Origin of the sequence: Bacillus sp. FSL R5-0416 (assembly GCF_037975425.1) — a bacterium.
Taxonomy (GTDB): Bacteria; Bacillota; Bacilli; order Bacillales; family Bacillaceae; genus Bacillus; species Bacillus subtilis.
On sequence record NZ_CP150252.1, the window covers coordinates 2847358 to 2873008 of the forward strand.

The window sequence follows — 25651 nt, forward strand, 5'->3', positions numbered from 1 at the left end:
ACTGCAAGGGCCGAACACGATTTCGGCCTCTTTTTTGCTTTCAAGCATCTTTTGAAGCTCATACATTCCAAAAAGGCTTCAATACTGTCAGATTATCTGTCTTTATAGTTGGAAACAGGATCGAATATGATTAAGATGAATGTTTGAGGAGGAATAAAATGCATATAAAAATAGAAGATTTTACTGGACATCAGGTGGTTTCACTGGTGAATGAGCATTTACATAGCATGACGCTTATGTCCCCGCCGGAAAGCATCCATGCCTTAGGTTTAGAGAAACTAAGAGGGCCTGGAATAACATTTTGGAGTGCATGGGAGGGTGATGAACTAGCCGGTTGCGGAGCGCTAAAAGAACTGGACAGCCGGCACGGAGAAATCAAATCAATGCGAACATCTGCATCACATTTAAGAAAAGGCGTTGCCAAACAAATTCTCCAGCATATCATTGAAGAAGCTGGAAAGCGAGGCTATGAGCGGTTAAGCTTAGAAACGGGTTCAATGGCTTCATTTGAGCCGGCAAGAAAGTTGTATGAAAGCTTCGGTTTCCAGTATTGCGAACCGTTTGCAGACTACGTTGAAGATCCAAACAGTGTGTTTATGACGAAGGAATTGTGAGACGGCTTTATAAGGATAGATAAGTGCAGGGGAAGGTCTGTCTTATCTATCTTTTTTTATATTCACACATTTTTCACCTTTATGATACACGCCAATGTTTTCAATTTTGTTTAATTCAAAGAACAGCGGGAATTACAAACGACATGAACGATATCATGCAAATTCATAAAGGAGGAGATTGATATGAAAAGCATAGTTGGTGTATACGATACCCCGCAGGAAACCATCGCAGCAATTGAAGGCTTACTCACAAAAGGCTATGATTCTGATGACATTTCTGTTGTGACAAGCCGGCGAGATACAGATTATTTGGAGTCACGTACAGGAACAGAAGTCAATCAAGCTATCGATGCACATCAGGACGAATCTGAATCTTTTTTCGATAAACTGAAAGATTATTTCACAATGGATGATACTGCTACACACAGCAAAGCATTATCCGACTTGGATATTAAAACTGATGAAATAGACAAGTATCAAGAAGATTTGGATGACGGAAAACTTCTGGTAGCCGTCGATACAGATGCAGATGTAATTGCTCCTATTGATAACGGCAATGCCCTTTCAGGCGGCTTTTCAAGCACAAATGAATTGGATTATACAACGAAAGAAGAAAAAACGATGCCGCTCCGAGAAGAACAGCTGAAGGTCGATAAGGAAGACGTTCAAACCGGCGAAGTAGAAATAGGAAAAGAAGTGAAAACAGAAAAAAGAGATATGGACATTCCTGTGAGACATGATGAAATTTATGTCGAACGCCGTCCAGTGGATGAAAATAAAACGGACGCTGCTCCCGTCAACGATTCGGAAGAGATCAGAGTTCCAATCGTTGAGGAAAAGCTTGAAGTGACTAAAAAACCGGTTGTCACTGATGAAGTGGTTGTCGGCAAACGCACTGTTGAAGAAAATGAACATATTTCTGAAACTGTGAAAAAAGAAGAACCTCGTCTGAATAAAGAAGGAAAAGTTGACGGCTTGGATGATGATCCGTTAAATAACAAATGAAAATCATAACACGACAACAAAAAACCTCAAATCCTAAATAGATTTGAGGTTTTTCTTTTGGTACGTCCCAGGAGAGATTCGAACTCCCGACCGACGGCTTAGAAGGCCGTTGCTCTATCCAGCTGAGCTACTGGGACACGTTTTATTTTTTGTTTTTCGCTTTAACTATCAGCGACAAGATTTATTATATATGGGATGCAACAATAAGTCAACGGTTTTTTAGAATTTTTTTCATGAGGAAGAAAATTTTCTTCCTCATGACATTTTCATAGTGTGACTCGGTTTTGCAGATCCTCAATTTCATTGCCTGCTTGGTCGTAAAAACGGACTGTCGCAGCATCATTTTCTAATGTCAGTATAGCATAGCTTTCTGTCCTGCGCACCCTCGGAAGCCGGATGCTGCCTGGGTTAATCATCAGCTTGCCCCGCAGCACTTCGCTTCCCGCGATGTGCGAATGCCCGAAGCAGATAATATCCGCTCCGAGCTCCTCTGCACGATAGTATACGTTTAACAAGGTCTGTTTTATACCGTGAAGGTGGCCGTGTGTGACCAGTATTTTTCTTGAACCGGCAGTCAGTAGAAGCTCGTCCTTAAAATCGCCGGCAAAATCGCAATTGCCTTTTACAACCGCATAAGGCTCCAATGCAGGATGCCTCGTTTCAAGCTCAGAGTCCCCGCAATGAATCATGAGATCAACTTCTGCCTCATGCCGTTTCGCAATGGTTTGGAGTTCTTCTTCAAGCCCATGGCTGTCACTGATAATCAGCACGTTCATGTACAAGCTTCCTCCTTAAGCCTCCAAAAGCTTAGACAGCTTTTTAAGCGCGTCAGCCCTATGGCTGATTTTATTTTTTTCATCACTTGTCAGTTCAGCCATTGTCTTATCTTTATCTTTCACGATAAAGATTGGGTCATAGCCAAAGCCATATTCTCCTCTCGGTTCTTCGGCAATATACCCTTCAACATGGCCTTCGACTGTTTTTGTTTCCTCACCGGGAATACTCACGGCCAGTGCGCAGCGGAAACGGGCGGTGCGCTGTTCTTTTTCGATACCTTTCAGCTCGCTGAGCACTTTTTCGATATTTGCCTGGTCGTCTTTCTGTTCCCCTGCATAGCGGGCTGAATAAACCCCGGGTCTGCCGCCAAGATTATCGATGGATAGACCGGAGTCGTCCGCAATCACCATTTTGTTCACTGCTTTGGCAACAGCTTCCGCTTTCAGAATGGCATTTTCTTCAAATGTATGGCCTGTTTCTTCAATTTCTTCTGTGAATCCAATTTCAGCTAAAGATTTGACATCATAGCCTCTTGGCTCAAGAATTTCTTTGAATTCCTTCACTTTTCCCGGATTATGTGTCGCAATAATTGCTTCTTTCATGATGATCAAGCCTTTCTTTCTTTATTTCAGTTCTGGCAGAGAATCACCCAGCACTTCTTTTTGCTTGTCAATCAGCTCTTGAATTCCTTTTTCCGCAAGACCTAGAAGACCGTTCAGATCCTCTCTAGAAAAAGTTGCCTCTTCCCCGGTTCCCTGCAGTTCCACAAAACGGCCGCTGCCTGTCATGATGACATTCATGTCAACTTCAGCAGAGGAATCTTCTTCATAATTTAAATCTAACAAAATTCCCTGTTCCTTATCAATTCCAACAGAGATCGCAGCAAGAAAATCAGTGATCGGATTTGTCTTGATTGTTCCTGCTTTGATCATCTTGCCAATCGCAATCGCCATAGCAAGAAATGCGCCTGTAATGGAAGCTGTTCTAGTTCCTCCATCAGCTTGAATGACATCACAGTCAATCCAAATCGTCCGTTCACCGAGCTTTTCCAGATCTACAACAGCTCGAAGCGCGCGGCCGATCAGGCGTTGGATCTCCATTGTTCTGCCGGAAATTTTCCCCTTAGAAGATTCTCTGATTGTTCTTTGGTTTGTTGCCCGCGGCAGCATGCTGTACTCTGCTGTAATCCAGCCTTTCCCTCCGCCCCGCAAAAACGGCGGTACGCGGTCCTCAACAGACGCGTTGCAGATTACCTTAGTATTTCCCGCTGTTATTAGAACAGAACCTTCCGGATGGCTGATAAAATCCAGATCGAATGTGATTGGACGCAGCTCATCGTGTTGTCTTCCGTCATGTCTCATGTTTTACCTCCGATTGTATGTACATAAACCATTTTTGTCCCGGAATTGAATAAAGAAAGAGGCAGCCGGAACGCTAACCTCTTTCTTTCTAGTATATCAAAAATCCCAATTTAAAAACTACCCGTATTCACTTGAGATGGTCTGGAGACCGGTTCTGTGAGCTTTTCGCCTTTTTCATTTACCAGCTCTGATTTTCCGTTCACTTTAACAGACACGCCTTTTATATCCGGCTGCTCCGTTAACGTGAGCACAATGCTGTTCAGCACTTCTGAAGAAATCATTTTCGTCTTCTCATCGGCGCTGCCGAATATAGATTGATTGAAATCCAACGTCACGCGCCCGTCTTTGATTTTCGGTTTGCTGACCAGCTTTACATCTTCACTGAAGTCTGTTAACAGCCCGCTCACCTTGCTTGGGCCTTTAGCCAATTCATTAATGGCTGCTGTGATGTCGTCTTTTTCCGAATTGTCGATTCGTTTCGTCACCGGCACGTAGTATTCACTGTCTTCATTTTCCGCCAAATAGTAGACTGTCAGCGGATGGGTAGCAGTGAGATCATTTACACCGGCTGTCTCCAAATTAATGCCGTCTTTGCGGCTTAAATCATCTGAGATCGGTGTCCCTCCTACAGGCATCTCCTTCAGTTCATGCCCGTTTATTCTCAGCTTCACTTTATCTATCGAACTAAATTGCGTCAGCGTCCACGTCACAGACTGAACGATTTTCTGTTCGTCTTCTTTCTTATAATTTTTGAACTCATTAGAGAAATCAGCTATCGCGGTTCCATCTTTTTTGATGTCAACGTTAACAGTTGTGTCAGCCGGCAATACCGCTCTGAAGCCATTCGGAAGAATTTCTGACACAGGCCCGCCCTGTACGAGGTATTCAAGCGCCTGCTTAGCCGTGCTCTCACTTTTAGGAAGAGGCAGCGTTTGCGCAACAACATACCCGTTTTTATCAATGAGATAAAGCTCCCTCATGACAGTAGATGAAGCCTGATCCGCTTTTGCGGTATCGCTTTTTTCACTTTCTGTTTTTTTGGCTGCTGTTGTATTTGAATTGGCACCCGCTTCATCGTTCACGAATGTAACGTCTTGAGGCGGATCAATTTCCTCGGCTGCCTTATCAGATTGAAACAAACCGCATCCGGATAAAAGCAAGGCAGAGGTGAGACAAGTGGCACCAATGACTGCAGGTCCTTTTTTCAGCATACTTTTCCCTCCTAAGGATGTTTGTACTATTATGTATACGAGCCTCTTTAGGAAATAGACCGAAGAATTCCGGCAAAACAGAAAAAAACCCGCAACATACCGTTGCGGGGAAAACTATCTTCTAATCGGTTCTTGCAGTGAGATGCATTCCACATGGCCTACCTCATGCCCAAACCAATCGTCTGCGATTTTCGCAAACTGATCACGCGCTCCTGTTGTCAAGAACTGATGATCCGGGGCATTCGCAGACTGGTTCAGCAGCCCTTTATACGAGAGAATCGTGCTGACTTCCCGGGCTGTTTCATCGCCGGACGAAATAATGTTAACGTGTTCTCCCATATATCTTTGAATGGCTTCTTTCAAAATGGGATAGTGGGTGCAGCCTAAAATCAGCGAATCAATCGATGTGTCTTTTAGCGGATACAGCGAGGTTTTGACAATCTCGTCTGCTGTTTTGTCGAGAAACTTCCCGCTTTCCACAAAAGGCACAAGCAGCGGGCAGGCAAGGTTTTCAACCTTCAGATCAGGGTTTAATGCCAAAAGCGCCTCTTCGTATGCATTGCTCTTAATCGTATTCTCTGTGCCGATGACACCGATATGCTGATTATCCGTCACTTTTATCGCTGCTCTCGCACCAGGCTGAATCACTCCGACCACCGGTATACCGACGCTTCGCTGGATGTCATCCAATGCGATCGCTGTTGCTGTATTACAGGCGATCACCAGCATTTTGATGTGGTGGTTTTCGAGTAAATAATTCGTCAGCTCCCACGTATATTGAAGCACCTCTTCTTCAGGGCGCGGCCCATAAGGACACCGTTTCGTATCCCCGACGTAGATAATATTTTCTTTAGGTAGCTGTCTCATGATTTCCTTCGCAACGGTTAAACCGCCAACCCCGGAATCAATGACTCCTATTGGTTGTTCCAACAAAATCGCCTCATTTTCTCTTCATTTCATGCTGCAGTTTCATCAAAGATTTTTCGAAGATGGCTATTTCTTCATCTGTAAACGATTCGAACATATCACGCAGATATTCCTGTCTTTTTGTAATGACCTCTTGGATAATCCGTTCTCCTTCAGGCAGCAGATGTATCCGGACAACACGTCTGTCCGCCGGGTCCTTGACCCGCTCAACAAGCTCATTTTTTTGCATGCGGTCGATTAGGTCTGTTGTCGTGCTGCATGCCAGATACATTTTGCCCGATAATTCACCGATTGTCATATCTCCTAATTCATAAAGCCATTGCAAGCCGACAAATTGCGGCGGCGTAATCGCATATTGGTTAAGGATTTCTCGTCCTTTTTGCTTAATGATCGCGGCAATGTGGCGGAGTGACTTTTCAATATCCGCAACATGCTCCAAAGGTTTTGATGTCATTTGTCCATCCCTCACTCAAGGATCTCTTACGCACAAAAGCGTTCCGTGTCTATTTTCCTTCTTTTTTGAAGAAAATGCAAGACTCGCAGGAGAGAAATAGAGGACTTTAGTCAAACAACATCAAGAAATAAAATTTAATTTATGACTTGCCTACGTTTTGCACAGCATTCCAAATATGGTTTCGAATGTTCCAAACAAACAGCAATAACCGGCTCCTTCCAAAAGAAGGAATACCGGCAAGGATTAAAGCTCTAGCTCACCCATTCTAAGAAGCTCAACAACGGCTTGCGAACGCCCTTTCACACCCAATTTCTGCATGGCATTTGATATGCATATCTATCGCAAACTAAAACAATAGAAATCACTTGAATTTATAATGGAAATCGACTGTTCCATCCTCGTATATTACAAGTTTATCAATAAGCGCTGAAAATGCTTCGAATAAATCCTGATCAGTTCTTTCCAGCTGTGCGAATGCATTCTTAATATTTGATATGTCGATTGTTTCTTCTTCCTCACGCTCAAGCATGAACAGCTTATCGTTCAGTTTTTCAATTTGTTCTTCAAGCTCTTTTCGCTTCGCCTGGAATTCCGTCTTAGTGATCAACTGATCTTCCAAGTACAATTCGATTAGACGTTTTTTCTTGTTTTCTGCATTTTCAATTTCTATTTTCGTTCGCTTGATCCGGTTTTTCTTCTGCTCTTCAAAATCAGACTTTACATCTAGTTTTAACTTCTTGCCCTTTTGTTTCAGTGTTTTAATAACAAAAGCCCGCAAGTCCTTATATTGCATCGGAGCATGGTTTACACAAAGAGCAGTTCCACCTCGTCTGTAGGCGCTACACTTCAAATAATTAAACTCTTTCTTCTCACGTTTCTGATTGTATTTGTACGACGGCAGCACAACCATATTGCAACCGCACACACCACATTTCATCATTCCTCTTAGCTCATTCCGAGGGTTAAAACGCTTTTTACGCATCTTGTGTTCTTTGTTATTAGCTTTCTCATACTCTTCTTCTGATATGATCTTAGGACACCAGTCTTTGTAAACAGTCCATTTTTCTTTTGGGTTGCGGATAAATTTTTTCCGTCCCCCTATTTTGACTTGAGTATGTCTATTGGCAATAAACACGCCACAATAAATAGGATTCTTTAAAATCGTTTGTACTGTAGACAGCTGCCAAAACTCAGTCTTTTGAGGCTTTACAATGTTTCCAAGTGCCAATTCTTCGTTAAGCTTGAGAACGATCCTTTTATGTCCATATCCATGATTATTATGAAGATCGAAAATAAAACGTACGACTTTTGCTTCTTCTTCATTGATAGCTAGGAATTTACCTTCTTTCTTAAATCCAAAAGGTACACGGCCGGAATGTTCACCACGGCGGGCTTTTGCTGCTAGTGCCCCACTGGCTGCCACTGAAATTGTTTGAGGGTATTGGGCTGCAAACATTGAAAACATTTCAAATTTCATTGAGTTTTTGCCTTCATATAGGCTATCGTAGCCCTCTTCAAGCGTCACAACTCTTACACCGTGAGCCAATAAAACCTCTCGAATTTCAAGGGCATCTTTAAGATCACGTGCAAGCCGGCTGATTGATTTAAAAACAACCATCTTCAGCTTTCTTTTTTGCGCCTTATCTAAAATGAGTTGCATTGCTTTTCGATCAAGCAGCACTGTTCCGCTTATCCCATCATCTAATTGGATTGCTTCATCTTTCCATTCGTAATTATTTTTCTCAATCCAATGATGACAAATATCAATTTGGTTGGCTATTGATGTCACCTGTTCATCTTTTTCTGAGGAAACCCGTGCGTAAACTGCATAAGGGTAATCTTCATATTTGATGATCTCCTGTGTTTCTGTCTCTTTGAAGAACACTAAACCACCCCATTATTTTGCATTTGGTACATTTTAGTGTGATTATAGCATAATGATTACGAACCTCCTATACTTTTCCGGTTGATTTTCGAACATTTGTTCTTGTATAATTTGTTCAAGGAGTTGATCAGAATGAACGAGGGTATTTACGACAAGAGATGGGAACAAAAATTTATTTTGCCTGAGCAAAGGACAGCGCTATTAAATAGGAAGAAACAAGTCCAAAAAATTGAAAAACCCATCCTAGATGAATACCAACTGGAAGAAATGGCCCGTGTTATTTGCGAGGCGATGGAATTCAACTCGGTTCTGGTCATCAGGGTATACAGAGACGGTTTTATTGAAGTAGTCACAGGACATGTTCATTACATAGATGAAGTGAAACAGAGGCTGCACGTGAAGGATTTAAAAGGTGATACATGTTTTATTGAATTTGATTCTCTTTTAACAGTTAAAGCATATGATGAATGAATCCATGTCTTTATAAAGAAAAAATAAGAATGACATCAATTTCCTAACTGTACGTTGACAAAACCATATAAATATAGTATAGTAATATTAACAGAACTCACACGCCTCTTAACAATGCGGACCACGGTGAGTCTTTTTTATATCCAAAGGATGGAAAATAATGACAACACCTCAACCAGTCAAAGTATTTAATACACATAGTGAGCAATTAGAAAAATTAAAAACACGAGGTCTTATTATCGAAGACGAACCTCTAGCTTTAAAAACACTAACTAGAATAAATTATTATAGATTAACTGGGTATATGCTTTCGATGAAAGATGGGGACAAATTCCATGAAGACGCTTCTTTTAATAAGGCTTTAAGGCTTTATGATTTTGATACTAAATTAAGACGTTTACTATTAAAAGCTACTGAATATATTGAAATTGTATTGAGATCTCAATTAGCTTATAAATTTTCCGAGAAGTATGACGGTTTAGGATATAAAAACTCAGAATATTTTTACGATGAAGAGAAGCACAAAAAATTCATTGATATTATAGAGAGAAAAATCACCGATAGCAAAGAGTTATTTGTTATCCATCACAAAAATACATATAATAATCAACTGCCATTATGGGTAGCAATTGAATTATTCTCGATGGACATGTTATCAAAATTCTTTAAAAATATGCTTACGCCTGACAAAAAAGACATATCTCTTAACTTCTATGGAGTTCATCATTCGTATTTAGGAAACTGGTTATATTGTTTAACTAACGTAAGAAACATATCAGCGCATTATTCAAGATTATATAATAAAAAATTCCATTTTTCTGTAAAATTGTACAAAGAAGTACAATTGAATCGAAAAAAAATTGTTTCTGTTTTCTATATCTTAAAGAAAATGTTACCTGCAGATGAATGGAGAAGGTTTCTGGATAGTTTTCTTATTTTAGTAGAAGAGTATGATGACGTAATAGAAATGCATCATATGGGTTTCCATGATAATTGGGAAGACTATATTAATTGATCCCCCACCGAAATGGGGGATTTTGTTTATTTCAAGAGAGCTTCTAGTTTCGCTTTCGTTTTCGGTCCATAAATGCCATCAGGATTTAAACCATTCATCAGCTGGAACCGTCTTACTGCATCAGCTGTTTTCGGTCCGTAATAGCTATCGATCCCAAAGTTTTTGGCTTTCTTATCCGGATAGAAATGCAATGCCGCCAGCGCTGTTTGAATCTGTTCAACAGCATCACTGTGCATCAATGGGCTCTTCACTTTGAAAATGCCAGAAGGCAGATTGAAAGATGATTTCTTTTTGCTTGAGCTTGTTTTTTTCACTGCCTTGGACGAAGTTGTTTTCTTGCTGGATGATTTGCCGCCAAGTGCTTTTAATTCAGCATCAATAGCCGCTTTAACCTCATTCCAGCGTCCCTCGTCTAAAATACGGTGAGGGCAATACTTTCCGCTCCAATCTTGGTGCTTCCGCACTCGATCAATACCCCATCCGCGTTCTTTAAGCAACTGAGCAACAAACTTGATAGCCAACTTTTCAGCAGCCCTGTATTTAGGCCCTCCTGACTTGCTGTAGCAGATTTCAACACCGATAGACTTACGGTTCCCAGTGCCGTTTGTGCCGTCTCCTGTGTGCCATGCATTGCGTTCTGTTGGGATGCCCTGCCTTACCTCTTTATCATCAACAGCAAAGTGAAAGCTCGTTGAACTTGTGTTTCCGATCATATAGCTGACCTCGTTAGCAGCAGATGCATCATTGTAAGTGTTATGAATGGTGATGTATTCCGCGGTCATCGGATTAGGGCATTTTAAAGCGTATTTTGCTTCTGATACAAGGTTCTTTTTCACTGCGATTGTCATAAATGATCTCTCCTATTCTGTTTTTGAATTAGAAAGAGCCACTGGTTTACCCAGCAGCTTGTTCATCTTTTGTTGTTTGTTCATTTTCTTCTTCAATTACATGAAGCCGGTCAGTAATGGCAGCCGGAATCTTAACGCCGATCTGTGCCAGGTTCTCTGTAATGGAAAGCCCTTCATTGGCGATATAAAAAAGAACGGTCCCAAATGTGAGAACACCGTTCAGATTGAGAATCGTATCAATAATGTTTGCCACAATAACCACCAAAAAGCTGAGCATCTTCCGAACGTAACCGAACCAAGCGCTCCGGCTCCGCAGCTTCTTAAACTTCCATGCCTTGATTACACCTGTTATGACGTCAATAATGCTGAGGACCAGTAATAAATCGAGATATTTCACACCTCCAAACAGATAGATCCTCGCTAAATCCAATGTTTCAAAATTAATAAACACCGTTGTCTCCTCCATTTCTTGTTATCACCTCCTTAGAGGCAAAAATAAAAACGCCTATTAAGCGTTTATTCTTCTTTATTCAGCCCCAGCAGGTTCACTAGTTTCCCCAGAAGGGGTATCGCTGGGAGTCGGGTAATCCTTTCCAGTAATTTCTTTGTATTGCTCTTTGGTAATCCATTCAATTCCAACGTATTCCTGAACTTTTTCGTCAGTATAGCATTTCCACTCATAAAACTGCTTGATGTCAGCTATTTCTGGATACCGAGCCATTTAAATTGCCCCCTTCAATTCTTCAATTTGTTTTTGCATCTGTGCAATGACAAAAGCCTGTTCTGCTTCCCTCATGCGTCTATCTTCGTTTTCCTTCTCCGTCTTGGCAATCTGCAAGGATAGTGCTGCATTTTGCTGCTTTAATTGGTCAACTACAGAAACTTCATGGTCCCCTTTACTTAATATCTCGTCGATCTCTTCTTGTGTTGCTGATTCAACCCATTCTTGCTTTTTCGGGTCGAATTTCGGCTCGAAAAAAGAAGGATCGTCTGGCGTTGGAACCACTGTACAATCTGGCGGAATAACATAGTTACCCACGTCATCTTTCTCATAAATCACAACCGGCTCAATAAATCTAAAATCTTCACCATATCTATAAACCTGTAGCATTCTTATCCTCCTTAATCTAATGGAATCGGGTTAACGTCCATGTGATATCCGGTGACAGCATTGCCATCATTGGACATTAAACCAGTCAATTTTAAATCACCCGTACCATAAACAACCAGTTTAACAATACCAGTTATTCCAGACGTTGATGCGAGAACAACTGCCCCGTTACTCGGAACCATTGAGGAAGGTATTGAACCAATAACCACTTCCCGTGGTGCTGTAATGTGTCCTCTGAACAAAAGAAAATTGCCCCACTTAGCATACTGGAATGGCCTGTCCCCCTTTGCTGCACCATTTTTCAGTGTCACGTTTTGCCACGTTACTGACTCAAAATCCGCGCTTGGGATAAGTCTTTTCCATCCCTGCCAATACGTTGTACTGCCATCATAGTAGTTTGTAAAGACATTATTCTTGTAATCTGTAGCGTAAACCCACCCATACATACCTTTCCCGTCAGAAGAAAGACCGGTGAGATGAAATATCCCTCTTGTTGAAAAAGTTGAAGGAGCGTTAACAGCCTTTCCATGAGCATAGAAAGTTCCCATTGTCCGTCCCTGATCAACTATTTTTTGAAGTATGTCCTCTCCTTCATTAGCTGCAATTGATACGCCCCCGTAATCTGCAGTGATTTTAGATAATTGAGAACCATTCCATTTATCCTTATCAGATTTTGTGACATGGATATCTGTTTGATTGGCATGTGCATCGACTTTCTTCTGAGCTCCTTCTGTACTTTCTATTTCAATCCAATCTGTCCATACACTGTTAGCCAATGATTTACGATAAGTTTTATTGTCATTCGTCATGACAAGAACATGACCATAAGACTTCCCTGCGCTGCACGTCCACAAACCCCTTCCAGAAGCACCCGGTGAGTTTTTGGCTGTTCCTGCATAAGAGAAATACGTGAAATTCGGATAATTTAATAATTCTGTATGGACATCTGTTGTTATATTAAATAATGGCTGTCCATCATCACTCGATATCTTACTTAATTGCGAAGCATTCCACTTGGTTCGCTCTGCATCAGAAATATGTCGAATCTGGTTATAGTTATGTGCGTCAAACTCCGTTTTGGTTGCCTGTTTGTCATTGGTAACATTACTGAGCCCGACTTGATCTTTTGTCACTCCGTGAGGGTTGCTTTTATCATTAATGTGCTGATCAGTGTATGTTTTTGCGTTTTTTTCGGCTGTATCAGCCTTGTTTTGCGCTCCTGTAGTTGTTTCCTTTGCATTCCAGTTTGAACGCTCTGTGGACGTGATATGGCGTGTAGAATCGGTATTGTGTGCATTGAACTCAGTCTTAGTGGCTTGCTGCACGTTGTCTACGTTTCCTAAGCCTACTTGTGCCTTTGTGACTTGGTTCGGGTTATCCCTACGGGCAGCCAATTCATCTGTATATGACTTTGCTTTATTTAAAGAAGAAGTGACGTCATCCTGCGTTGCTCCGATCTCTTGCAATTCCTTCAATGCTTGATAGGTGGTATTTTGAAACCAGTTGAACCAATCCGCAGGGGGATGGTCCATTGGTTTGTATCCTTCATCAATGGAGGACTGCGGGGGCCGCTGCCCGGCGTTCCCCCATTCAGGTAATTCTTTTGTAAAAGGCATATAAAATCACTCCTTAAATCGGTAAAGGGTAATCATCTTCAGGCTGAAAGATTCCGCCGAGTGTTCCCCCGTCTGTCCCGTCTGTTGAAAATCCATATTGACTCGTTTCTATAGAGTTAGCAGATGACGAAAAACGAAAGGTGCCGTTTAAATCCACATAAGCCACCCGCACGCCTGCAGCTACTGTTTTTTGAACGATATTCGAAAACTGTGTTGCACTCATTCCAACTTTGCTCAAAGCCTCAATGGGTGCCTTTTTTACGATAATGGCAGCTGGTTCATCTTCATTGTTTTCCTTGCTACTGACAATGTGTATTTCACTTGGCTTGCAGTTCAGTGTTTTGGCTAAAGCTTCAATGATCCGGTTTGTGGTGCCATCTGAAACATTTCTGGCAACCTTGCCGCGAATAAGCACACGATAAATTTCATCAGTGGCACGGCCCCGATCCTGCGACACGTTGTCACCAAGTAAATCCAGAGCCTTTCCTTTTGCCGCATCAATATCCCGCCAGTTCTCAGCTGTGGTTAGCGCGCTTTTAAGTGCTGTCAGCTGTTCATCGACAATTAAAAAAAGCTTTCCGATATTGCTCTTTTCATCTTTCAAAAAGGCATCGGTCAGCTTTCCTATTAAGTCTTTAATCATATGAGATTCACCACGATTTCATCAAAATGTACCTGGGCAACCTCTTTAGGTTCAATTTCAATGTTTGACTGTGAAAGGTTTGTCGCATCTTTCCCCATCCTGATTGTTACATCAGAGACACCATCTACTTGATATACCGCGTTGAACAACTGCGACAATATAACATCATCGCCCATTTGTGAGCCGGTATAGTAAGAGCCGTTTGCATCAATTCCCCCGATTTTATAAACGAGGTTGTTTTTGATCTGACTTACTCCATCAATAGGGAAGGAAGCATTTGTTTTTAAATCCAGCTGCAGATATATTTTGACTTCCCTTGCAAAATCAAATTTGACGGCATGGTCAAGTCCGCTGGCGTCAGTTATGGTGACAACTTGCTCCCCGACCGTTTCAATTCCTGCAGCAACACTGTCAAACAGTGCTTGCGCAACATCATCTTTTGTACCGCCTAGAACATAAGCATGAATGCTTTTTGGTGGGTTGCCGTCCGCATCGGTCTGCATGGTATTGTTGGCAACAATATTCGCCGATCTGACGCCTGACACGCTTAGCAGGGCTGAAATAATACCTCCGTTTGTAGATGCTGAACTGCCCTCAACTGATTTCTTTATTCGTGCCCGGAATTCCGAATCTGTTTCCTCGTCGGCACCGCCTGCCGATGGTTCCGGATTTGTAACTGAATACACGCCCTCTGAGGGCTCTGCCTGCACGGTAATGGTATTTGCCGCAACATTGTTTATAACGCCCTTAGAAAGCGAGACAGCCGTCCCTGAGCCTGTCCCATTAGCCTCAATTACAACGTCTTCAATCAATTCAAAATAGATGCCTGATTCCGTAGTAAACTGAGTTTGTTCTTCAATTACGATGCCGGGTTCTCCAGTAAAGGACAGAGTCACGACTGATTCCGCAGCTGGCTCCCGGGTGATTCCCGAGTTGCTGCCAAGACGATCGAGCTGCACGCCCTCAGACTTACTGACAAAGCCGCTGTTATAAACCCTTTCTGCAATGTCCCACAAACCAGCAAGAAACCAAGCAAAGATACGAATAATAATTCCTAATGGCGTTTTACTGGATGTGTTTACATCCTCCCCGAATTGTTCCCGCGCCCGGTCCTCCATACTATCAACAAGCTCGGAATAGGTTTGCCGTTGAAAGCCCGTTTCATCAAGCAAGATCAACACCCCCTATCTCAATTGTTTCTTCATCCTCTTTTGTCATTTTCACATGCACTGCAAGACTGCGAGACTCTTTATCCATTAAGAAGTTCACCGATTCCACACTGGCAATACGCTCTTCTTGGGAAATGGCATTTATAATGTCATATTGCGCCTCTTCTTGATCAAACTGCTTTCTTAAAATGTTGCTGCGATCAAGGCCGACATGTTCATCAAGCTCAAACTCTCCTAAACTTGTTCTAAGGATCATTTCTACTGATTGAGCCAGCTCAGCATCACCCTCAACCATTTGCAACTCACCATTTTCAAAACAAAGATCCCCGTCTTTAAGCTTGAGAGTTTTCATCCTTCCCACACTCCTATGACAACAGGATCGTTTATACTGTGTGTGCGCCTCGAATCCGGATCAAAAGTTTTATTGCCGTCCAGGTTATCCAGTGAACGTTCAGCAAACGAAACAAACACGCAGGACCCTACTTTAATATCAGCTTCGACGTGTTTCAAAACAGGCGCATGCTCGATTAAAGGGTATTCATGTAGATACTCACCATCATTGGTTTGAAACAGCAATTTCAGATCGGCAGTGTGTTTCTCAGCATTGTAATTTACAACCCGTGCTGGCGCCGTTGTATGGATTGATTGTTTTATCCGCTGTTCGAATCCGTCAAAGAACTTTGTCGCTTTACTCATTAAATCACCCTACATTCTGTGAAAAAGTCTTTACCGTCAAAGGAATGAGAGCCATCTTTCACACGATATTTTCCTTTCGCTGTCTTGCTGTTTATTTCTATGATTGAAGCAACTGCGATACGATGCTGCAATAGGCACTTCACCTTATACCCTTTGAGATCATCTTCCTCAAATTGTTCAGGCGTTTCCACAAGTCCTGTTTCCTCTTCGAGCTTGAAACGTTCGTCATCCCCTTGACTGAGTGGCCGAATAACAGGACGGCCGCGCCGATAATACATGACTGCCCCAGCATCATGAATGACCTCTTCAAGATTGTTTTCAATCAATCCAGTGACACGATAGCCTTTTTTATAAACTTTATTTTTTGGCAGAATGATATTTTTCACTTTAATACCGAGCACACGCAGAAGCTTATCGACAATTTGCCTTGAGGTTGTGCCAGCCTTGAACGTGATTTTCATGTATCTATTACGGTATCTGACCTCTGTTCGAGTGCCATAATTTCGGACCGTTTTATATGTCCGGCCGTTCTTGTCTTTTTTATAAGTCACCACAGGCTTTGCGAGCTTGTACCGCTTTTTCACGTAATATTTTTCAGCAGGATCAGCGTTTTCAGTGGTCACTTTCATATGGGTGTAATCATCGCCATCTTTTGAATAGATGGCCGTTACCTTATTCAAACCGTCCCAATTATTCAGCACCTTGGTAACTTTACCGATAGTTAAAACACCGTAATCGTCTTTATAACCAGCTTGAACAGTGATAGTGCTGCCTTTTTTAATTTTGCTGATTGAATCTTTGCTTAGGTTGTATATTTCAACCTTTGTTTCATTCGGTTTGAAGTCATCATCAAACGGGACCTCAAAATGAATCTCTAAGTCCTTATAATCGAAAGTGGTTTGTGAACTGCCGTTATCTATCGTGATCTTAACGACGCGCCCAAACAGCGTTTTATTCGTCGCCATCGTCTTCTCCCTCCGCATCGTCCGAGACATCATCAATATAAAGAAACACGGTTTGCATAAAATTCTCGTATGTAACCCGTGTTTCTGTATTCGATTCATCCATAGGGATAAGGGAAGGCGCAGGCAGTTTCTCGTTTACAATGTCTTCCCACAAAGGGACGTTCAAAATCAATTTTTCGCCCAGCACGATTGCTTCCATATCTTGATCATATAAATCAAGTGAAAAACTATCGTCTGTTTGGTTGTAATTGATACGCAAAATGAACGTGTCATCTGCTAAATCAAATTCAAACTGCTGTGGTATGTCCTCTTTGTCAAAAGGAATGTAATCTCTTGATGCCATGCCTTTCCCTCCTTCATCTAATCCTCATTTTGACCCCTATCGGAATTCTTCGGTCCGGCCAGGGATTCAACCGACGCAAAGCATTTACTGTGGTGCCGTATTTACGAGCGCAGCCCCAATAAGTGTCACCCTTCTTGACCTTGTGGTATAACTTGCCGGATTTTTTTGTTTTCTTCTTGCTGGCTTTCTTCTTTTTCCCGGCTGTTTTCACTTTCTTTTTGACCCACGGGCTTTTTGCAATACGGATTTCTTGCAACTCAATTGAAATAGCAAAACCGTTTGTGTAATCGCCTGTGTCGCGATCTATCTTTGTGATGATCACATTTTTAGCAACCTTACGCCCGGTATAAGTCAAAAGAGTGCCGGCATAAGCCTGCTTTTTCAGATATTCATAATCACTATTTGCTGTTTTGCCTAATAAATAGCCAGAGACTGTTGTCGTCTCTGGCTTTCTTTGTACATGGTCCGTGATCGGAACCCCTTTTTCAACGGGATATGAAGTGACCTCCACATCCGCGCCATCAGATTCCTTTTCGTTTACGAGATTAATCTTTCCGAGCTTCGCCAATTAATAAGCCCCCTCTGGTGGATAAAGCGACTTCAGCATGTCGAAAACTTCGTCAAATGTTTCAGTTACAGCCTTTTTCACCTTTGTTTCTGCCCCTTCACTGCCGCCCTCAACTTTTACGTTGATCGACGGGTTAAACGTGATATTGACAGATGAACTGCTTGAGCTTGTAGCAGCTTTTTCTGGTGTGTATCCAGTATCCGCGCCAAGCTCCCGACCGAGTGCAGCATACATTCCGAGTGATTGGTTTCTGTATCGTGGCTCAGTTGTGATGACATACTCCCTAAAGCCGTTTTCACCAAGCGCAGCGACTTGCGGGCTGTTTATGACTCCACCTGTCGCATAACCTCTATACGGCCCACCATGAGCCATAGAAACGAGCCCAGGATGTTTTAAAATGCCGCCGTATCTGCTGTTCAAATAATTGATAGCAGCAAGGATCTGGTCAACTGGATTTTTGATATTTCCGTGACCCGGTTCCTTGTGAGCGTTGAATGTACTTGGTATAAACTGCATAAGCCCTTGTGATGGATGGCCAGCTTTCGCATTCGAATCCCAATTGTTCACAACATTAGGATTCCCGCCTGATTCCTTCATGGCAATAGTTTCAAGTGCGCCAGCATATTCAGAGCCAAGGCCCTTGATTGATAGCGCTTGAGCTACCCACTTTTTGACGGCTTTTGAGCCGCCACCTGAAAAGCTTTCAGCGTAACTGGACATTTTGCCTTTAACAAAACCAACGGCCTTATCTTTGACAAAGTTAAAAGCCCCTTTTGCGAGATCACCGAACGAGCCAGCCATAGAAGGTGCAGAGACACCCATTTTTTCTAAAACTTTTGTTAAAAGCTTAGATGGGTGCCCGATGTAATCAAAAACATCAAGAGCAACATCTTTCACTTTGCCGGCAACGGATTTTACACCATTCCATGCTTTTGTGAATATATTTCCTTCTGTGCCTTTTGCGTAAGCCGGAACTCCCGCTAAAGCAGCTCTTGTTTGTTTTGCAGATAATACCTCAGTGCCTTTCGGGAGGTTCATCAATGTATCAGTTGCAGGGCTGAGTCCCACATGACCTGATGGAGTACGATACATTTCAGGGCCAGCGTTTGCCCCTTTACCGTCTCCAAGTATCGCAGGGCCTCCGGGGTGTCCTCCGGTTCCATGTGCATATTTAGGTACTTCCCATTTTGGGATATGCTTATCTTTCAAACCGATCTTATCAAGGACCCAGTTAACTCCACCGATTACACCATTTACGCCTTTTCCGAGTGCTCCGGCAAGTTTGTTCGCTAAGCTAGTCACACCAGACACAGCCTTATGAGCCATGTTCTTAATTCCATCACCGATTTTACCAGGAAGTTTCTTGGCCCCTTCGACTAAATCATTGAAACGGTCCATAACTTTTTGACGTAAATCAAGCGCCAATAACGCAACTTTATTTTTTATATAAAGCCATCTATCAGTGATTGCTGAACCCATATTGCTTACAAGCTTTTTCACCATTCCGACTGCACTTGAGAATATTTGCTTCACTCCATCCCACATCATGCGGAAATTCCCAGTGAATAAGCCTTTGAAAACCTTCACTATTCCCATAATAATGCCGATTGCACCCTGTATTATCGCAATGATATTTTTAAGTGCAACTTGAATTATTGAGAGCACAACTGGAAACACAGCAGTCACGATATTTAGGATGAAACGGATCGCCGGAATGACCACAGTTGTGATGATATTCGCCAGAAATTGCAAAAGAGAAACAACAATTGGAAGTACCGCTTGTATGATTTGCATGATCTGCGGGAATACCTGCTGCACAACTTGAATCAAAATAGGAAGTGCTGCTTGCGCCAACTGTAAAATGATTGTTGCCGCTACAGTAAGCAATTGAGCCACGATTGGAAGAACAGACATGATGACTTGTTTAATAATCGGGAACACTTGCTGCACCGCTGATAAAATTAACGGCAGCACTTGAACCGCTATTTGTCCGATGGATGAACCTAAAAGCTGAATCAATTGCAGAACAATCGGAAGAGCTTGTTGTACAATGCTCAGGATCAATGGGAACGCAAGCTGAATCATCTGGACCAAAATCGGTAAGGCATTTTGCACAATTGAAACAAGGATTCCTGAGAAACTCCCTATCAATTGAATAATGATTGGCAGCACCGCATTAATTACGCTCAGAATAACCGGGAAAATCGTCTGGAAGCCTTGAACAAGTAACGGCAGAATGCTGCTTGCTATTTGCAAGACACTCGTCCATAAAGTGCCAGACAGCTGCATCCAAGCTGAAAGCAATTGCTGAATCAGTGGCATAATTTGTGGACCGATTGTCTGGAACGTTTGCGAGATAGCTGCAGCAAACAAAACAAGCGTGCCGCCTATTTGAACGAAAGCCTGCTGAAGTTGTCCGGCCAGCTGCTGAAACTGTGGCGTCAATTGCGTGACCAATTGCCCGAAAGACAGTTGAATCGTGTTAATGATTGGCTGCAATGCCTGAAAAACAGTCGTTAGAACAGATTGTACCGATGTCCATGCCGTCTTTAAGGCCTGGCTTACATTTTGGTTTGTTTGTTGCATGCGATACAAGGCGCCGGCAACACTCAAAATAGCACCGACAGCCACACCGATTGGCCCTGACACTCCGAGGAATGCAAGTCCGATCGCCGCGACAAACGGAGCAACAAGAGAAACCATTCCTTTAAAACTGGATAGACCGACTTTCAACTGCTCCATGAATCCTTTTACGATGCCGTTTAGACCTTCTGACAGTCCTTTACCGAAGAAGTCCGAGACTGTCTTTCCGGCATTATGAATGAAGCCTGACACGGTTTTCACAGCCGTTTTATAGGCCGACTCAATTCCAGCCACTAACTGTGGATGCGATTCACCGAGACGATCCCATAATTTCAATGATTCAGCCTGCATTTTATGAATGGCTGTGATCGCCACGTTTTGTGCGTCCTTGAATCCTTTCATGAATGCAGGTTTTAAACCCTCAGCCTCTTTGATCATCGTATGAAATGCACCGACAACCGCCGATTTCCCCATGTTAGCAAAGCGTTTCATCGCGTCTGTCGCTGGCTTGAATCTTTCCTGAAGCTTATCGAAATTCTTGTACAGCAAATAAATGCCGGTTACAAGGAGAACGATGGCCCCCGCAACGACATACACCGTGCCCGACATAGCAGCCAGCCCGGTTACAACTGGACCAATGAACATCCACAAACTGCTGAGAGCTCCAAGGAACCCATTAACTAACCCTACCCCTATCGCTAGTGGCGATAAAAGTAGGGTTAAAACAGGGATGAGAAGCATAAATCCTTGAATCATTTTCGAAAGAACAGGATGTGCCTCATTAAACTGAATGATCAGTTTCGCGACGGCTGTAATGCCCTTGTATATCGCCATCGCAAACGCCGCAAACACTTCGATTGCTGGCTGAATGGCTTTCAGTAGTGTGCTGCACATCTCTTCCCATGCCTTTGAATAGCCGGGAACTGTTTGAGTTGCCGCTTTATGAAGACCTTGGAACATGAAAAAGTTTGTAAAAGCCGCACCCAGTGCCACCATTTGAAAACGCATATAACCCTGAGTGATCATCATTGTCATATCGTTAAGCTCTTTCATGTTGGCAGTAGGTCCGAGCATTTTCAGAGCCAAATGCGCAGCAGTTCCCTGCTTTGCCATGTTCTCAAGCGTATTTGATACGGCAAGCCCAGCTTTATTGACTTGATATAACGGGTTTCCCATTCGGTCATAGTTCGCCGCAATCTTCTCAGATTGAGTGGACCGAGCCATCAATGTCCCTACAGTCTGCAGCATGCTCATGCGCATCATTTTGTTGTTTTTCATCATGTTGTCTGTGACTTGCTTGTGAGCACGTCCCAGCCTGTACACTTCATCCATAAACTGCTGATTGGTGCCAGACCAGCTGTCCATCTGGTTCCCTAACTGAAAGAAACCGTACTGAGCCCGAATCATTTCATTCCGGAAACCCGACATATTATGGTGTTCGTTGTACCATGCTTGCCGCATTTCATTCAGCATACGGATTGTGTCTTCTTCAAGCCCTTGAGTTGAACCGCGTAAAAAGTTCATTTCACGGTTGTACGTCCGGATTCCCCGGTAGTCCGGGGCAGGGACAGCTACCGCCGCCACGTTATTCTGAACGCTTTGCGTGTTCTGCTGCGTAACGTTTGCTGCGGGCGTACCGATACGGCTCATATCGACGTTATTCAAATTCTGCCTGAGTTGATCAATTGATTCATTGGCGTTTGTTATCGACGTCTGATCAACATTGATATTGACCTCAGACGGAAGGCTTTGAATAAGTCTGCTTGTCTCTTGTACCTGGGTATTCAGCTGGCTCAAACGGGATGTAACTAAGTCGATTTGAGGCCCTAGCCGTTCTATCATTTGACTGGCAGTTTGCAACGATGAGTTGTCCAAGATCATACTCATATGGATGTCTCTAAAATTCCGCTGTTGCCTTTGAACCTGAGCCATCCGTGTACGCATCTGTGAAAAACTGCCGCCAGCATCGCCGACATGATCAACGAGTCTATCTATTTGCTGATTTGCTCTTTCTAGAGGGGAGGTATCAACGTTCAATTCAACGTCAATATGCGTACTTCTTAATGCTTCTGACAACGTTCATACCCCCTCATTTCTTGTTATTCCTCTTGTTTTCTTGCTCAATATGGATGTCGAGGGCTGCATTTGCCTCCATTAGGGTATCGAGATCCATCATCGCGACCTCTGAGAAGGAGAACTTCCCAGACATCACGAGTCTATACATAGGCCAGTTGTCACTCGCCTTCTTTTTGTAATACGGCTTTGGTTTGGGTTTCGTCGATAAGAAAGGATTGAACCTCTTTCATTAATTCCATGAAACCTTCGTGTTCATCGAAATATTCAAAGCTCACTTTCGGTTGGACAACGACTTCTTTCATGAATAACTCATACATAGCAGCTGAATTTGGTTTACCTAAATTGAGGTTGACTGCTTCGTCCTGAATTTCCACCATTCGCTTTGTTCCTGGGTGTTGAAGAGTGTACTCAATTCCTTTGATAGTTACTTTCTTTTGTTTACCGAATTTTGACATAGGTTTTCCCTCCGCTTGTTTAGTTTGCATATATTGAAAAGCAGCCCTATTGGACTGCCTCTTTGCGTTTGATTTTTTCTTTTTTGCCATAGCTTAATTACTGTTCCAATACTGTATAGTCAAAGACTTGAATCTCGAACTCACGATCTCCAATCTCGTCACTGAATTCAGCGTCAGCAGGCTTTTTGACCATCGCTTCTGTTCCACCGATTTTTTCCTGTCCGCCAGTAACCCAGATAGGAAAACGCTGGGCTGTGTTTGCCATTTTATTTAGGTATGGTACAAATGGCGATCCCATTGAAAGTGTCAGTGTGATTGTTCCAAGTGGGTTGTTCTTCGTTGCAACACTGACATCACCCTTGGCGCTGACTTTAGTCGAGAACTTTTCTTCGTCTTTTGCACAAGAAACCATTGTGCCCTCGGAATAACCGGTTACGATTTTCCCGTCAATGTTCGTGTTGACTTCGTTTGCATCATAAACGTACATTCTTTATATCCTCCTTAAATTGAGATTTCACCAGTGATTTCAGCTGAATGAACCGCGCCAGACAGCTCAAAAGTAAATGACAGGCCGTCGTATACACGATTTTTTCTGTTTTCATCTGTGATTTGATCACGGGTTTTAGTGCTGATTGAATACACTGGCTGCCCGTCTGCATCTTCGGCAACAATGCCATTTGCAAAGGCTGTTTGCAGAACGTTTGTGACCTGTACACTCAGCAATGAAAAACCAGCATTCGAGAACGGGATTTTGCCGTTGTTTGAGAATGCTGATTGAATTGAGGTTTCAATATTCAATTTCACCCAATCTTTGCCGTGCAGCACGTCGATATATTCCCCGGATGCAGTAATGCCCTCGGATGTCTCGTTGTGACCTGCTTTGGTTACATAAGCAATAGCCCCTTCTGTGTGCAGCTTCTTCAGCTCGTCTGCTTTAATATCTTGAGGCGTGATACCTACGATATTTTTAAACTTCCAAGTTACTGAACCCACTGTATGAGAAGCAACCGAACCAACAAGGCCAGCGTCTGGATGCTCGTCATTTAACGGGTGATAGAAAACAATTGTACGGTCCTTACCTTTGTAAGAAGCAACTTCTTCACGGTCAGTTACCTGTAAGACTACAAATTTATATGATTTCTCTTCCATCGCTTTTGCCGCTTCCATTCTTTCATCCGCTGTAGCATCAGCAAGGATCAGGAAGTGCCAGTCATTATCGAAATACTCGTCAAACGCATTCCGAATGGAGAATGTTCCTTGTGTAGTAGCTCCTTCTTCTGGTGTTTCTGTGCTGCCTCCATAAGTACCGATGGCAACCTTTGAAGGTGCATTGTCACCCTGCGCAAAAATAGCCGCAGCCTTTTTATATGCTGCTGTCGTTTCCGCATAGTCTGCCTTAATAGCTTCTAATGAGCCATATTCTTTATATGTGTTGTGGCCGTCTACCTTTGCGAGAATCAGAGGTGTTCCCAATCCTTTAAGGCTGGACGGTTTCACTAAGTCAATTTTGACTGTAACGTCACTAAGTGGCATATGAATTACCCTCCTGTATTTTCAATTCGTACAGAGTCGAAAACCTCTGCATTTGCTTCTCCATGAGTGACACGCGTTCTAAAGCGCGTATCGAAGCCGTGACGGCGTTCTGTGTCAATCGTGATAAATGTATCTCGATTACCGAAACCGTCGTTCCTGACCCACGCCAGCCCATTATCATGAAGCTTTTGACGTGCTTCAGCTGTTTTGAAGTACGCCGCTGTTTGTTGAGCAAGAGAAATGGCCTCAATATGGCTGTTTGAAACCCATGTAAAAGAGAAAACAAGCTCGATGTCTTCCGTTAACACTCCCTGTTCTTCAATGCCTCTATGTTGGGGCAAATACGGGGATGTCACGGTATACGTACAAAAAGGATAGACAGGTTGTTTCCCTGTACCATTTGCAACGATTACGACATGGCCTGTTTTCTCTCTAATCAGTCCCAAGACTGTTTGTATTATGCTGTTGTAGTCCATCTGAATTGATCACCGCCTTTAAGATATAGCTGTTGAAATCGGCATACGTCCCATAAGGCGTCATCGCTTCAACATCAAAGGTGGCGCCGTCAAAAATCACCTGAGCTTTCAGAGGAATTTCGTTCTTGATAAATAGCTGCCTGTCCATAGATGTAAGCCGGCCGCCAGATTGATAGACCAATTGAGACTGCAAAGGAACTATTGCTCCTCTTTCGTCTGACTTCGTCGGTTCCGGTGGCACCCATTCGCCAAGATCATCATATGAACCCTCTTCAGATGGGATAAGCAATGTAAAATCAACGCTGTACCGCTTAATCAGATCAGAAAAAATGAAATGATTACCCATCAGCTTTCAACCTCATAATCCATAGAGCCAATCATTTCCCCAGTATCAACCAATGGGTTTGAAGAGCCTTTTTCCTCGGTTGTAAATGGATGGTTTGCCGGGTTCCGCAAGTCTCTGGCATACACTTGAAGCCGCCCTTTTGCAAGCAGGCCGACCGTTTCCATAATGTCATTCATTGAATCGCCATTCTCTAATGCTCTTTCGACCAGATCCTCTACCTTTTGAACGATCTCTTCTTCGTTCTCGTCCCATCCTGCACGGATGAAAGAACGCTCCGGAATGTTGATATATTGAGTTTCTTTCTTGAGGTACAGCCCTTTTACAGCAAGATAATTCCGCATGCGATCAGTTACAGCAATACGGCAGCCGAATTCGTGAACAGCCGCGATCATTTGCCGCTCACTGTCCAGGATTCCAACTTTCACCTTACCGACAGAACCGAGGTTTCTTATGACTTCTGGAATACGGTTTCTATCTCGTACCCGAATGTTTCTGTGTGCCAT

General features: G+C 42.9%; 30 protein-coding genes, 1 tRNA gene and 1 pseudogene. 4 read left to right on the top strand and 28 right to left on the bottom strand.

Annotated elements, in window-relative coordinates; translation table 11 throughout:
- Positions 1 to 158 precede the first annotated feature (158 nt).
- Both NYE20_RS15185 and NYE20_RS15190 read left to right on the top strand, forming a co-directional pair.
- Entirely contained in the window at positions 159 to 614 is a 456-nt protein-coding gene (locus tag NYE20_RS15185; protein WP_339183310.1) for a GNAT family N-acetyltransferase, read from the top strand.
- Between the two features lie 183 nt (positions 615 to 797).
- Positions 798 to 1619 (top strand): YsnF/AvaK domain-containing protein, encoded by an 822-nt coding sequence (locus NYE20_RS15190; RefSeq protein WP_029318199.1) that lies wholly within the window; start codon positions 798 to 800, stop codon positions 1617 to 1619.
- A gap of 63 nt (positions 1620 to 1682) precedes the next feature.
- Here NYE20_RS15190 and NYE20_RS15195 read toward each other — a convergent pair.
- The 9 genes and pseudogenes from NYE20_RS15195 to NYE20_RS15235 all read right to left on the bottom strand — a co-directional run bounded on the left by NYE20_RS15195 (position 1683) and on the right by NYE20_RS15235 (position 8234).
- Positions 1683 to 1756, bottom strand: a tRNA-Arg gene (locus NYE20_RS15195).
- Between the two features lie 129 nt (positions 1757 to 1885).
- On the bottom strand, positions 1886 to 2395 hold the full coding sequence (locus NYE20_RS15200; RefSeq protein ID WP_015384295.1) for a metallophosphoesterase: 510 nt from the start codon (positions 2393 to 2395) through the stop codon (positions 1886 to 1888).
- A 15-nt stretch (positions 2396 to 2410) separates the two neighbouring features.
- A complete protein-coding gene (locus NYE20_RS15205) occupies positions 2411 to 3007 on the bottom strand; it encodes an XTP/dITP diphosphatase (protein ID WP_015251523.1) in 597 nt (198 codons plus the stop codon).
- Between the two features lie 12 nt (positions 3008 to 3019).
- The gene (gene rph / locus NYE20_RS15210) at positions 3020 to 3757 is read right to left on the bottom strand and encodes a ribonuclease PH (RefSeq protein WP_161621719.1); all 738 of its coding nucleotides are present in this window, start codon (positions 3755 to 3757) and stop codon (positions 3020 to 3022) included.
- 110 nt (positions 3758 to 3867) lie between these two features.
- Positions 3868 to 4968, bottom strand: a complete 1101-nt coding sequence (gene gerM / locus NYE20_RS15215) for a spore germination protein GerM (protein WP_021480263.1) — start codon at positions 4966 to 4968, stop codon at positions 3868 to 3870.
- A 114-nt stretch (positions 4969 to 5082) separates the two neighbouring features.
- Complete coding sequence (gene racE, locus NYE20_RS15220; RefSeq protein WP_015251521.1) at positions 5083 to 5901, bottom strand: glutamate racemase; 819 nt, start codon at positions 5899 to 5901, stop codon at positions 5083 to 5085.
- A 7-nt stretch (positions 5902 to 5908) separates the two neighbouring features.
- On the bottom strand, positions 5909 to 6349 hold the full coding sequence (locus NYE20_RS15225) for a MarR family transcriptional regulator (protein ID WP_003229573.1): 441 nt from the start codon (positions 6347 to 6349) through the stop codon (positions 5909 to 5911).
- A gap of 243 nt (positions 6350 to 6592) precedes the next feature.
- A pseudogene (gerE, locus tag NYE20_RS15230) lies at positions 6593 to 6679 on the bottom strand (spore germination transcription factor GerE); the annotation flags it as partial.
- A gap of 31 nt (positions 6680 to 6710) precedes the next feature.
- The gene (locus NYE20_RS15235; protein WP_041339462.1) at positions 6711 to 8234 is read right to left on the bottom strand and encodes a recombinase family protein; all 1524 of its coding nucleotides are present in this window, start codon (positions 8232 to 8234) and stop codon (positions 6711 to 6713) included.
- A gap of 132 nt (positions 8235 to 8366) precedes the next feature.
- Here NYE20_RS15235 and NYE20_RS15240 point away from each other — a divergent pair, with 132 nt between their 5' ends.
- Complete coding sequence (locus NYE20_RS15240) at positions 8367 to 8705, top strand: YolD-like family protein (protein ID WP_212036254.1); 339 nt, start codon at positions 8367 to 8369, stop codon at positions 8703 to 8705.
- 160 nt (positions 8706 to 8865) lie between these two features.
- Positions 8866 to 9720 (top strand): Abi family protein, encoded by an 855-nt coding sequence (locus NYE20_RS15245; RefSeq protein ID WP_213397252.1) that lies wholly within the window; start codon positions 8866 to 8868, stop codon positions 9718 to 9720.
- A gap of 26 nt (positions 9721 to 9746) precedes the next feature.
- Here the strand turns inward: NYE20_RS15245 and NYE20_RS15250 are convergent, their stop codons facing one another.
- The 19 genes from NYE20_RS15250 to NYE20_RS15340 all read right to left on the bottom strand — a co-directional run bounded on the left by NYE20_RS15250 (position 9747) and on the right by NYE20_RS15340 (position 25651).
- The gene (locus tag NYE20_RS15250; RefSeq protein WP_327839309.1) at positions 9747 to 10568 is read right to left on the bottom strand and encodes an N-acetylmuramoyl-L-alanine amidase; all 822 of its coding nucleotides are present in this window, start codon (positions 10566 to 10568) and stop codon (positions 9747 to 9749) included.
- A 46-nt stretch (positions 10569 to 10614) separates the two neighbouring features.
- Positions 10615 to 11034, bottom strand: a complete 420-nt coding sequence (locus tag NYE20_RS15255) for a holin family protein (protein ID WP_159377034.1) — start codon at positions 11032 to 11034, stop codon at positions 10615 to 10617.
- Positions 11035 to 11094: 60 nt separating this feature from the next.
- The gene (locus NYE20_RS15260) at positions 11095 to 11289 is read right to left on the bottom strand and encodes an XkdX family protein (RefSeq protein ID WP_159377035.1); all 195 of its coding nucleotides are present in this window, start codon (positions 11287 to 11289) and stop codon (positions 11095 to 11097) included.
- On the bottom strand, positions 11290 to 11679 hold the full coding sequence (locus NYE20_RS15265) for a hypothetical protein (RefSeq protein ID WP_159377036.1): 390 nt from the start codon (positions 11677 to 11679) through the stop codon (positions 11290 to 11292).
- Between the two features lie 11 nt (positions 11680 to 11690).
- Positions 11691 to 13295, bottom strand: a complete 1605-nt coding sequence (locus tag NYE20_RS15270; RefSeq protein ID WP_231834029.1) for a hypothetical protein — start codon at positions 13293 to 13295, stop codon at positions 11691 to 11693.
- A 13-nt stretch (positions 13296 to 13308) separates the two neighbouring features.
- The gene (locus NYE20_RS15275; protein ID WP_015715405.1) at positions 13309 to 13938 is read right to left on the bottom strand and encodes a hypothetical protein; all 630 of its coding nucleotides are present in this window, start codon (positions 13936 to 13938) and stop codon (positions 13309 to 13311) included.
- Entirely contained in the window at positions 13935 to 15119 is a 1185-nt protein-coding gene (locus NYE20_RS15280) for a baseplate J/gp47 family protein (RefSeq protein ID WP_231834030.1), read from the bottom strand. Before NYE20_RS15280 ends, NYE20_RS15275 begins: the two co-directional genes overlap by 4 nt.
- The gene (locus tag NYE20_RS15285; protein WP_015715403.1) at positions 15103 to 15459 is read right to left on the bottom strand and encodes a hypothetical protein; all 357 of its coding nucleotides are present in this window, start codon (positions 15457 to 15459) and stop codon (positions 15103 to 15105) included. Before NYE20_RS15285 ends, NYE20_RS15280 begins: the two co-directional genes overlap by 17 nt.
- Positions 15456 to 15803 (bottom strand): Gp138 family membrane-puncturing spike protein, encoded by a 348-nt coding sequence (locus tag NYE20_RS15290; protein ID WP_041339442.1) that lies wholly within the window; start codon positions 15801 to 15803, stop codon positions 15456 to 15458. The genes NYE20_RS15285 and NYE20_RS15290 overlap by 4 nt, the downstream gene beginning before the upstream one ends.
- Positions 15803 to 16768, bottom strand: coding sequence for a hypothetical protein (locus NYE20_RS15295; RefSeq protein ID WP_339183329.1), 966 nt, complete (start codon positions 16766 to 16768; stop codon positions 15803 to 15805). Before NYE20_RS15295 ends, NYE20_RS15290 begins: the two co-directional genes overlap by 1 nt.
- Positions 16755 to 17111 (bottom strand): hypothetical protein, encoded by a 357-nt coding sequence (locus tag NYE20_RS15300; protein ID WP_041052512.1) that lies wholly within the window; start codon positions 17109 to 17111, stop codon positions 16755 to 16757. Before NYE20_RS15300 ends, NYE20_RS15295 begins: the two co-directional genes overlap by 14 nt.
- 13 nt (positions 17112 to 17124) lie before the next feature.
- The gene (locus NYE20_RS15305) at positions 17125 to 17679 is read right to left on the bottom strand and encodes a LysM domain-containing protein (protein ID WP_032722281.1); all 555 of its coding nucleotides are present in this window, start codon (positions 17677 to 17679) and stop codon (positions 17125 to 17127) included.
- Positions 17680 to 22338 carry a transglycosylase SLT domain-containing protein gene (locus NYE20_RS15310; RefSeq protein WP_268474472.1) on the bottom strand — a complete coding sequence of 1553 codons (4659 nt, stop codon included), beginning with the start codon at positions 22336 to 22338 and terminating at the stop codon, positions 17680 to 17682.
- A 158-nt stretch (positions 22339 to 22496) separates the two neighbouring features.
- Positions 22497 to 22793 (bottom strand): hypothetical protein, encoded by a 297-nt coding sequence (locus tag NYE20_RS15315; protein WP_041339472.1) that lies wholly within the window; start codon positions 22791 to 22793, stop codon positions 22497 to 22499.
- Positions 22794 to 22890: 97 nt separating this feature from the next.
- Positions 22891 to 23280, bottom strand: a complete 390-nt coding sequence (locus NYE20_RS15320; RefSeq protein ID WP_041339434.1) for a hypothetical protein — start codon at positions 23278 to 23280, stop codon at positions 22891 to 22893.
- A gap of 14 nt (positions 23281 to 23294) precedes the next feature.
- Positions 23295 to 24326 carry a DUF3383 family protein gene (locus tag NYE20_RS15325; RefSeq protein WP_085186914.1) on the bottom strand — a complete coding sequence of 344 codons (1032 nt, stop codon included), beginning with the start codon at positions 24324 to 24326 and terminating at the stop codon, positions 23295 to 23297.
- Positions 24327 to 24331: 5 nt separating this feature from the next.
- Complete coding sequence (locus tag NYE20_RS15330) at positions 24332 to 24802, bottom strand: hypothetical protein (RefSeq protein WP_064670954.1); 471 nt, start codon at positions 24800 to 24802, stop codon at positions 24332 to 24334.
- Entirely contained in the window at positions 24759 to 25148 is a 390-nt protein-coding gene (locus NYE20_RS15335) for a hypothetical protein (RefSeq protein ID WP_167407913.1), read from the bottom strand. Before NYE20_RS15335 ends, NYE20_RS15330 begins: the two co-directional genes overlap by 44 nt.
- The gene (locus NYE20_RS15340; protein ID WP_268474475.1) at positions 25148 to 25651 is read right to left on the bottom strand and encodes a hypothetical protein; all 504 of its coding nucleotides are present in this window, start codon (positions 25649 to 25651) and stop codon (positions 25148 to 25150) included. The genes NYE20_RS15335 and NYE20_RS15340 overlap by 1 nt, the downstream gene beginning before the upstream one ends.